General features: G+C 65.5%; 10 protein-coding genes. 5 read left to right on the forward strand and 5 right to left on the reverse strand.

The window, feature by feature from the left end:
• Positions 1-52: 52 nt before the first annotated feature.
• The 5 genes from GX414_01580 to GX414_01600 all read left to right on the forward strand — a co-directional run bounded on the left by GX414_01580 (position 53) and on the right by GX414_01600 (position 6,109).
• Positions 53-874, forward strand: a complete 822-nt coding sequence (locus GX414_01580) for a purine-nucleoside phosphorylase (GenBank protein NLI45777.1) — start codon at positions 53-55, stop codon at positions 872-874.
• Entirely contained in the window at positions 871-1,260 is a 390-nt protein-coding gene (gene cdd / locus GX414_01585) for a cytidine deaminase (GenBank protein NLI45778.1), read from the forward strand. Before GX414_01580 ends, cdd begins: the two co-directional genes overlap by 4 nt.
• 58 nt (positions 1,261-1,318) lie before the next feature.
• Positions 1,319-3,355: a GAF domain-containing protein gene (locus GX414_01590; GenBank protein NLI45779.1), complete on the forward strand. Its 2,037-nt coding sequence runs from the start codon at positions 1,319-1,321 to the stop codon at positions 3,353-3,355.
• Between the two features lie 79 nt (positions 3,356-3,434).
• Complete coding sequence (locus tag GX414_01595; protein ID NLI45780.1) at positions 3,435-5,078, forward strand: S41 family peptidase; 1,644 nt, start codon at positions 3,435-3,437, stop codon at positions 5,076-5,078.
• Entirely contained in the window at positions 5,075-6,109 is a 1,035-nt protein-coding gene (locus tag GX414_01600) for a TIGR00266 family protein (GenBank protein NLI45781.1), read from the forward strand. Before GX414_01595 ends, GX414_01600 begins: the two co-directional genes overlap by 4 nt.
• Before the next feature lie 130 nt (positions 6,110-6,239).
• Here the strand turns inward: GX414_01600 and GX414_01605 are convergent, their stop codons facing one another.
• The 5 genes from GX414_01605 to GX414_01625 all read right to left on the reverse strand — a co-directional run.
• A complete protein-coding gene (locus GX414_01605) occupies positions 6,240-7,343 on the reverse strand; it encodes a DUF4388 domain-containing protein (GenBank protein NLI45782.1) in 1,104 nt (367 codons plus the stop codon).
• 52 nt (positions 7,344-7,395) lie between these two features.
• A complete protein-coding gene (locus GX414_01610; protein ID NLI45783.1) occupies positions 7,396-8,034 on the reverse strand; it encodes a peptidylprolyl isomerase in 639 nt (212 codons plus the stop codon).
• Positions 8,035-8,098: 64 nt separating this feature from the next.
• Positions 8,099-8,431 (reverse strand): hypothetical protein, encoded by a 333-nt coding sequence (locus tag GX414_01615; protein ID NLI45784.1) that lies wholly within the window; start codon positions 8,429-8,431, stop codon positions 8,099-8,101.
• A gap of 10 nt (positions 8,432-8,441) precedes the next feature.
• Positions 8,442-9,305, reverse strand: coding sequence for a tetratricopeptide repeat protein (locus tag GX414_01620; GenBank protein NLI45785.1), 864 nt, complete (start codon positions 9,303-9,305; stop codon positions 8,442-8,444).
• On the reverse strand, positions 9,286-9,867 hold a 582-nt coding region (locus GX414_01625), incomplete at its 5' end, for a DNA gyrase subunit A (protein ID NLI45786.1). The genes GX414_01620 and GX414_01625, both read right to left, overlap by 20 nt.

Raw genomic sequence — 9,867 nt, forward strand, 5'->3', positions numbered from 1 at the left:
GGCCGCCGCGGACGGACGCCGCCGGACACTGCTTCTGCGGAGAGACACCATGATGTATGAACAGGTCATTGAACTCGTCGTCCAGTACCTGTCGGAGCGCGCCCCGACGCCCCGTCCCCTCGGGGTGATCCTGGGGTCCGGCCTGGGGGCGTACGCCGACGCCGTCGAGGACGCGGTGCGCATCCCGTTTTCCGAGATCCCCCATTTCCCCGCCAGTTCCGTCGCCGGACATGCCGGCGTGCTGGTCGCGGGAAAGCTGCACGGACACGCCGTGGCGCTCATGCAGGGCCGCGTGCACTACTACGAGGGTCACGATCCCGACGACGTGATTTTCCCGGCCCGGGTGCTCCACGGCCTGGGTGTCCGGACGCTCATCGTCACCAACGCCGCCGGCGGGATCAACCCGGAGTACCGCCCCGGTGACCTGATGATCATCCGCGACCACATCAACTTCATGGGCTTCAACCCGCTGCGCGGCCGGGTAGCCGAGCGCTTCGGTCCCCGCTTCCCCGACATGAGCTACGCCTATCACCCGGAACTGCGGACGCTGGCCCGCGAAGCAGCGGGCCGCTTGGGTCTCGCCGTCCGAGAGGGTGTGTACCTGGGGTTGTCGGGCCCGTCGTACGAGACGCCCGCCGAGATCCGCATGTTTCGCGCCTGGGGCGCCGACGCGGTGGGTATGTCCACGGTCCCCGAGGTCATCGCCGCCAACCAGATGGGGATGCGGGTGCTGGGGATCAGCTGCATCACCAACATGGCGGCGGGCATCCTCGACCAGCCCCTGACCCACCAGGAGGTGCTCGACACCACCGAGCGGGTCAAGGACCAATTCACCCGCCTGGTGGACCGGATCATCGCGGAGGTGCGGCTGTGAACGACGAGCTGGTTCGCGCGGCCACCGCCGCCCGGGAGCACGCCTATGCCCCGTATTCCCGCTTCCGGGTCGGCGCGGCGCTGCAGGGCGAATCGGGCACCATCTACAAGGGCTGCAACGTGGAAGGCGCATCCTACGGCCTCACCGTGTGCGCCGAGCGGGTGGCCATCTGGAAGGCGGTCAGCGAGGGCGAGCGCCGTTTCCGGGCGATCTGCGTGGTGGCCGACACGGCGGAGCTGACGCCGCCCTGCGGGGCCTGCCGGCAGATCATCTGGGAGTTCTGCGGCGACATCCCCGTGATCCTGGCTAACCTGACGGGGAATCGGGTGGTATACTCGATGGCAGAGTTGCTGCCGCGTCCGTTTGACGGGGGCTTTCTCGGCTGAGACCGCCTCTGTCCGGCCGTCCGGCCGGAACGTCGGCGCCGCGTCCGGAGGGATGCCCATGAATCCAGAGTGCGCGGACGATCCGCTCCTCGAGGTGCTGCGGCACCTGTTTCCGACCTGTCCCGCCTTCCGCCTGCGAGTGGACGACCCCGGCCGAAGCGGGCCGTGGGAGTGCGAACTGCGAGTGAAACGAACCCTGCCGCTGGCCCCGCGCGGCGGCCGGCAGGCCGCTCGGACCGGGCCGCGGTCGGGCGAGATCAGTCTGGGCGGCCTGGAACGCGGCGTCACCGTGAGCCTTTCGGGCCCGGGTCTCCCCGCCGGCGAGGCGAAGCTGTCAGCCGACCAGGCGGCGCTGCTCCGCCAGGCAATCCGGCTGTTCCTGATCCGGCAGGGGTACGAGCGACTGGCGCGCCAGTTCGACGTCCTGTGCGATATCAACCGCGAAATCAATTCCCAGTCCGAGCTCAAGCCGCTGGTGGAGACCATCGCCGAGAACACGGCCCGACTGCTGGACGCCGACGCCGTCTCGGTCATGCTCTACGACGAGCGCCACGAGCGGTTTCGGACGTTCGCCGGCTGGCGTTCCTGGGCCACTGATTCGGGCGCGGTGGTCTTCTACGCCACCGAGGGCATCATCGGCAAGGTGGCGGCCACCCTGCAGGGGGTGCGCGTGGCCGACACCGCCCGGAGCCCCGACTTCAAGCCGTCGGCTGACACCACGCAGCCGCCCATCAAGTCGATGCTCTGCGTGCCGCTGGTGGACATGGCCGGCGCCCGGCCCGTCCTGATCGGCGTCATCAACGCGTCGCGGCGCCTGTTTCCCGACCGGCCGTCGAAGGAGGGCTTCTCCGAGGGAGATCTGTCGCTCTTCGAGAAGTTCGCCGTGCAGGTCACGGCGGCGATCCAGCGCTCCCGCGTGTTCGAGGAGACCCGCCGGCGCACCCTCCAGCTACAGATCGTCAACCAGATCGGCACCATCCTGGGCAGCTCCCTGGAGCGGAGCGACAACTTCCAGCGGGCCCTGGACCTGCTCGCGCGGTCCTTTGCCCTGTCGTACGCCCAGCTGCTCATCGTCAGTGGCGAGGAACTGAAATACAACGTCAACACCCGGCGGAACCCGGATTTCATCCCGCCCGGCCTGGCGGGACTGCTGCGGCGGGGGAAGTGGAACACCCGGTCCCGGTTCGTCGAGCGGGAGTCGCGCGCCAAGTACCTGTTCAGCCTGGGGCAGACCCCCCGCTCCATGACCTACCTGTACGTCGAGAGCGGCGACGCGCTGCTGTTCGAGGACGAGCACAACCGGCGGGTCATGGAAACGGTGCTCGACCAGCTCTCCATCGCGTTGGAGAACTACGCCCTGTTTGCCGATGTCTCCGCGAGCAACCGGAAGATGGCCGAGCTCGACCGGATGAAGAACGAGCTAATCAGCATCGTGTCCCACGACTTCCGGACGCCGCTCACCGTGATCCACGCCTACTCCGAGCTGCTGCTGCTGCAGCCGGAGATGGGGACCGAGAACCGGCGGGAGTACCTGAACTCCATCTTCGAGCAGATCGGCCACCTGCGTCGCCTGGCCGAGGGGCTGCTCAAGATCACCCGGATCGAGTCGGGCGAGATGACCTACACGTTCGAAGCCATCGACTTCGCGGTGCTGGCCGAGAAGATCGGCTCCCGGCGCCTGCCCCGGCACCAGATCCGCTTCGAGGTGGAGGCCGGACTGGCGCCGCTCAACGCCGACTACGACAAGCTGTTCGAGGTGCTGGACAACCTCATCTCCAACGCCATCAAGTTCTCGCCCGACGGCGGCGAGGTGGTGGTCCGGGCGCGGCGTCACAAGGACGGCTGTGCCCTTATCGAAGTGCGCGACCAGGGGATCGGCATTCCGCCCGAGCAGCTCGGCAACCTGTTCCGGAAGTACAGTCGCGTCTACAACGAGCAGACCAAGCACATCCGCGGCACGGGCCTCGGCCTGTACATCTGCAAGAAGCTGGTGGAGGGGCACGGCGGCAAGATCTCCGTGCGCAGCAAGCCGGGCGAAGGGTCCACCTTCAGCATCACCATCCCCTTTCACCAGCCGGTCCCGGTCACCCCGTGAGCGGTCCGGCCGGCGGCCCCCCGTTTGCACCCCCCGGACCGGTGTGGTATAGTGCCTGCCGGAAGCGGAAGGAGCCCCGATGAAGAAACATTTCACTCTATTCGCGGTTATTTTCCTGGTGGGTGCCGCGCTGGTGGGCGGCCTGCTGGGGCGGAGGGTCAGCGCCGACTCCGGCCAGACCGATGAGCGAACCGAGCTGTTCCGCCGGTACTCGCTCGTGCTGAGCACCATTGAGCAGAACGCCGCCGACTACCCCGGCAGCGCCGAGCTGATCTACAGCTCGGTCCGCGGGATGCTCCAGCGGCTGGATCCTCACAGCAGCTTTTTCTCCCCCAAGGATTACAAAGCGGTGGAGGAGGAGAACAGCGGCCGGTATTTCGGCCTTGGCATCCGCATCCGGGCGCTGATGCCGGGCAGCGGCCGGATTGTGGTGATCGAACCGCCGGCGCCGGGCACCCCCGCGGCCCGGGTGGGTCTGCAGGCCGGCGACGTGATTTTCAAGGTCAACGACAAGCCCATCGACGACTGGGATGTCGACGACGTCATTGATCACCTGAAGGGGCCCAAGGGCACGAAGGTGCACATCACCGTGAATCGTCGTGGCGAGGCCGAACCCCTCGAACTGGATGTGATCCGCGACGAGATCCCCAAGCTCACCATCAACTTCGCCTACCGGGTTCGGCCGGGCATCGGCTTCATCAAGATCGAGCGGTTCTCCGAAACCACCCACCGCGAGATGATGGACGCGCTGCAGCGCATCGGCATCGATTCGCTGGATGGCCTGATTCTCGATCTGCGCGACAATCCAGGCGGCTATCTGACTCAGGCGATCCGGGTCTCGGAGGAGTTCCTACCCAAGGGCGCGCCCATCGTCAGCACCCGCGGCCGCAACGGCGCCGACGAACAGCGCTATGCGGTGCGGGAGGGGGGCGATCTGAAGATCCCGCTGGTCATCCTCATCAACGCCAGTTCCGCCAGCGCGTCGGAGATCGTGTCCGCCGCGGTCCAGGACAACGATCGCGGCTTGCTTGTGGGCGAGCAGAGCTTCGGGAAGGGGCTGGTCCAGTCGGTGTACCGGCTGGCCGACGGTTCCGGCCTGGCGCTCACGACAGGGCGCTACTACGCGCCCAGCGGGCGCTGCCTGCAGCGGCCGTTCAACGGCTCGGTATATGACTACTACAACCAGCGCAACCGCAAGGCCGTCAAGCCCGACGAGTCGGAGGTCAAGTACACCCTGAGCGGGCGCAAGGTGTACGGCAGCGGTGGCGTGCAGCCCGACATCGTCCACGTCTCCCGCAAGCTGAACCGCTTCGAGCTGACCCTGCTGTCGAAGGACGTGTTCTTCAAATTTGCCAACCAGGCGGCGCAGGGGAAGGTCCCGTCGGTGAGCATTCTGGCCAACGGGAGCGCCGCCGCCGATCACGCCCGCCAGTTCGAGGTCAACGAGGCGGTGCTGCAGGACTTTCGGAAGTATCTCGACAACCTCGAGATCAACTATACCGACGAGGAGTTTCAGCAGAACGTCGCGTTCAGCCAACGGGGCATCAAGGCGGAGCTGTTCACCCGCATCTTCGGCGTGCTGGACTGTTTCAAGATCCGCGCCGAAGGCGACGACCAGATCGCCAAAGCCCTGGAGGTGATGCCGGAGGCCCGCAGCATGCTTGTCAAAACGAAGGAGATCTTGGCCACCATCGGCGACCGGAAACGACGGGGCGGCATATGAGCGACACGCGGGTCTGGTACATCACGGTGGACGGCGCCACGCAGGGTCCGTTCACCGCCGGCGAGGTCCGCGGCCAGCTGCAGGCGGGCAACATCAATCCCCAGACGTACGTGTTTCGGCAGGGACTCGGAGGCTGGATTCCGCTGGCACAGGCGCCCGAGTTGGGGGCTGCGGCGCCGGTCCCCCCGCCGCCCCGAGCCGTCGCGCCGGCGCCCGCTGCGGGGGCGTCCGCCGGCCGGCGCTGCCACGAAATCGACTACCAGATCCACGGCGACGACATGCAATTCGTGGACGTGGTGCTGGACCCCGGCGAGGCGGTGATCGCCGAAGCCGGCACCATGATGTACATCACCAACGGCATCCAGATGGAGACGCGCTTCACCGACGGCAGCTCGCCCGACAAGGGATTCATGGGCAAGCTCCTCGACGCCGGCAAGCGTGTCGTCACCGGTGAAAGCCTGTTCCTGACCCTGTACACGAACCGCGGCGCGGGCCGCGAGACAGCGGCCTTTGCCGCACCCTATCCCGGCAAGATCATCGTCGCCGATCTCAAGGAACATGACGGCACCCTGATCTGCCAGAAGGACTCCTTCCTCTGCGCTGCGTACGGCACTGCGCTTGGCATCGCCTTCACCAAGCGGCTCGGCGCCGGCTTCTTCGGGGGCGAGGGGTTCATCCTCCAGAAGATGGAGGGGGACGGCAAGGTGTTCATTCACGCCTGTGGCACCATCGTCAAACGGGTGCTGGGGCCGGGTGAGACCCTGCGCGTGGACACCGGCTGTCTCGTGGCCATGGACCGGAGCGTGACCTACGACATCCAGTTTGTGGGCAGCGTCAAAACGGCGGTCTTCGGCGGCGAAGGCCTGTTCTTCGTCACCCTGACGGGCCCCGGTCAGGTGTTCCTGCAGTCGCTCCCCTTCAGCCGGCTGGCTGACCGGATCTATTCGCACGCTCCGAGCGCCGGCGGCTCCCGCAAGGAGGAGGGATCGGTGCTGGGCGGGTTGGGCAGCCTCCTCGGAGGGGACCGTTAGGCGGCGGATCGTCGAGCCGGCGAAGCGGCGAATTGGTGAGTCGGGAGACGGGAACCGGAAGACGGAAGTCGGCCAAACGCAGACGAATCGATCCTCAACCATCAACGATCAACATTCCAAGCGCCCCGTCCTAATCGCCGGACAGCCGCTCGATGAGCTGCTTGATCTCCGACTCGATCCGGTTTTTCTGTGCTTCGCCCAGCAGCTCGCGGGCGGCTTTCATCTGTGACGTGAGGATCCGGAGGTAAACGTTGTAGACGTAGTCCGTCTTGTGGGGGGTGGACAGATTCATGATGTTGAGGTCGAGCAGATCAGGGTCCAGCCAGCCCTTGCTGTTCATTTCCACATTGTGGAGGAGGGTCTTCTCTTCCTGCCGGATCTCCTCGTAGTAGTTGCGCAGGATCTTTTCGGCCATGGGACCGGCGCCGGTTTTGAGCGTCTGGAGGATGCTCTCGAAAATCTGGTTGAAGAGCACCTGCATGCGCTTGAGTTTGTCAATCTCCATGTCCAGCACCGGCTCCAGGACGAAGCTTTGGTGGTGCTGGATCCGGAACAGGTCGATGGTGATCAGTCCGGCCAGCAGGCGGCAGGTTTCGAAATCGTTCAGCAGGCTGTAGTGAAGCACCTCGCGGATCGATTTGCCGCGGGCGTAGTTCATGATGTCCACTTCCTGGTCCGAGAGCTGGATTTCCTGGCGTTTCTGTTCGAACTCGGGGGATTCCTCCAGCGCGTTGTCGATGCTCCCGATCATCCGTTCCAGGAAGAACCAGTCGGTGATCCGCTTGATGCCCGCCAAGATCAGGTCGGCCGACGTGATGTTGAGCTTGATGGTCTCGATCTGCTTTTCTTCCTTCTCGAACTCGAACAGGCCCTCGACCCACTCGAACACCGAGAAGATGATCTCTTTGACCTGCTGGTGGACGGCGGAGATGAGCTCCTGCGTGCTGATGTACCCTTCGCGGAGCAGGATCTGGCCGTGGCGCAGGCCCGGCCGGATCTGGTTGGCGGTTTCCAGATACTGCTCCAGGGTGATGATGCCGTTGCGCAGCAGGATGTCGCCCAGCGAGTCCTTGCGCTGATTGGAGTAAGCGAACGCGATCTTGCCTTCCTCGAGGTAGATCTTTTTCTTGATGTTGAACTGCTGCAGCGTCAGGATGCCGGTCTCTTTGCTGATGCAGATGGAGTGCAGGATCTCGGGGAGGGTGGTGACCTTCAGGCTGCCTTTCAGAAGCATGGGTGCTCCTCGTGCCGGACGCGGCGGGATCGCATGGTCAGGCCCGCCGGGCTCAGCGGAATTCGATCCGCTGGATGGTTTGCTTGACGATCGGGCGCTCGGCAAGATCGCCGGTGCCCACGGCGGCGGCGGCGATCTTCCGCACCGCATCCATGCCCTCGACCACGTGACCGAACACGGTGTACTCGCCCTGCCACTCGGGGTGGTTCTTGACGCAGATGAAAAACTGGCAACTCGCCGAGTTCCGGTCGTCCGCCCCGCGGGCCATGGCCACCGCGCCCTCGGTCATGGGCAGATCGTTGGCCTCGAACGGAAGGAACTCGCCGGTGGTGCCGATGCCGTCGTTGTACGGATCGGCGTCGCGGCTCAGGGGGTCGCCGCCCTGGATCAGGCTGCCGGCGATGACCCGGTGGAACGTGGTTCCGCTGAAGAAGCCGTCGGCCGCCAGCCGCTTGATCCGGGCGACGGTCTGCGGCGCCTGGTCGGGCTTCAGCTCGATGGTGAACGCGCCGGCCGCGGTTTCGACGACCATGCGGTCGGACGCGGGCAGGGGTGGCGGCTCGGGTGACGCGGCCGGGGCCGGCCCGGGGGCCGGCTCGGTTTCGGCGGGCGACGGCCCGCCGCAGGCGGCGAGCGCCACCAGGAGCAGGAGGGCGACAAGACCGTGGCGGATGCGCCGGGCACAGATCATGGGCGACACCTCATGATGGCGATGAAGGCACGGGGCGGCCGCGTCGGAACGGCCGGCCCGACGGTCACTGCAGCGTGTCCTGGTCGGGACGCTTGACCAGCACGCCCTGTTTCTCCAGGTTTTGGAAAATCTGGTCGATCTGTTGCTTGAGCTTGATGAAGGAGGTGATGCTCATGCCGAAGCGCTGGATGATGACCGCCTCCAGGTGGTCGTCGGGCTGGAGGGTGCGCGACTGGATTTTCTGGTTCATGTCCAGTACCAGCTTCGGGTCCACGACGCCGACGTCGACCACCACGTCCGTGTCGATCTGTGCGAACGCGAACTGGTTCACGAACCGGATGTTCTCACGGCCCTCCGGGTAGACGAACTTGACCGGGATGTTCTGACGGTTGCTCATCGGCTCCACCTCACCGCGTCCCTCCGCCGGACGGGGCCGACGGTACGAACTGCTTTTTAATGCTGGAGATACGGGCCTGCTTCTTTTCTTCCGAGAGGATATTATCGGGGATTTGCCCCAGGATTTCAATGGCTTTGTCGTAATCCTCCTGGATCTCCAGGATGTCGGACATCACCATCAGCGCCAGATGGCGGCAATCGTCGCAGTGGGGCGCGCGGGTGACCGGCTCCAGGAATTCCCGCGCCCGCTGGTAGTTCTTCTGGTTGTAGTAGATCATGGCCAGCTGGATCACCGCCTGCTGCCGGGTGTGCGGATCGGTCACCGTGCCGATGAGGTTCTTCAGCTCGATGATCGCCACCTCCGGCCGCTCGGTCTTGACGTAGCAGCGGGCCAGCTCGAGACGCAGGTGCGGGATGTCCGCGTGCCTTGGGTGGCGGGCGATGAGGTACTTCAATTCGGCCTCGGCCCGCGGCAGGTCGCCGATGACGTTGAGGTGGATCTCGGCCAGCCGCCGGTGGATCTCGAAGTCGTGGGGGCTGGCGGGGTCGGTCGCAAGCGCCCGCTGCCAGAACTCCATGGCGCCGTACAGGTTGTTCTCGTGGAAGTACAGGATGTTGCCCTGGAGGTAATACACCTCCGCCATCCGCTTCCAATGGGGATACTCGCGCTCAATGGCGCGCAGGGTGTCCGCGGCGGCCCGGGGTTGGTTCGTGCCGATTTGCTCCTGAGCCAGCCGGAAGAGATCTTCGGCGTCCTTCTGGTTGAGCACCAGCAGGATGCATGAGGTCACGAAAGCGGTGGCGATCACCAGGACAATGAAGGTGAGGTGCTCGGACAGGAACCGGACGACGCCGTTAATCGCTTCCGTTCTCATCGCCGTTTTCGTCCTCGGCGCCCAGCAGCGTGATGGAGGTGACCAGGTCCTCCGGCGCCAGCTCGATGAGCTTGACTCCCATGGTCGCCCGGCCGGCGGTGCGGATGGTGCCGGTGTTCATCCGGATGATCTGGCCGCCGGCGCTCACGAGGATCAGGTTGCAGTCTTCCTTCAAAAAGCGCGCGTCCACGACCGGGCCCGTCTTGTCGGTGACCTTCAGGTTGATGATCCCGCTGCCGCCGCGGGACTGAACACGGTACTCGGTGGGGGGGGTTTTTTTGCCGAAGCCGTGCTGGGTGACGCTCAGGAATTCGCCCTCGGTGGTGCAGGTGGTCATGGAGACCACCTGATCGCCCTTGCGCAGGCGGATGCCGATCACGCCCTGGGCCGCCCGGCCCATGGGGCGGACGTCGGTCTCGGCAAAGCGGATGCTGTGGCCCAGCCGCGTGGACAGGAACAGGAAGTGATTGCCGGTGGTCTTGGTTGCGGCGATGAGACGGTCCGTCTCGCGGACGGTCTGGGCGATGATACCGGCGCTGCGCGGGTTGGAGAATTCAGACAG

This window comes from Acidobacteriota bacterium (genome assembly GCA_012517875.1).
Lineage (GTDB): Bacteria > Acidobacteriota > JAAYUB01 > JAAYUB01 > JAAYUB01 > JAAYUB01.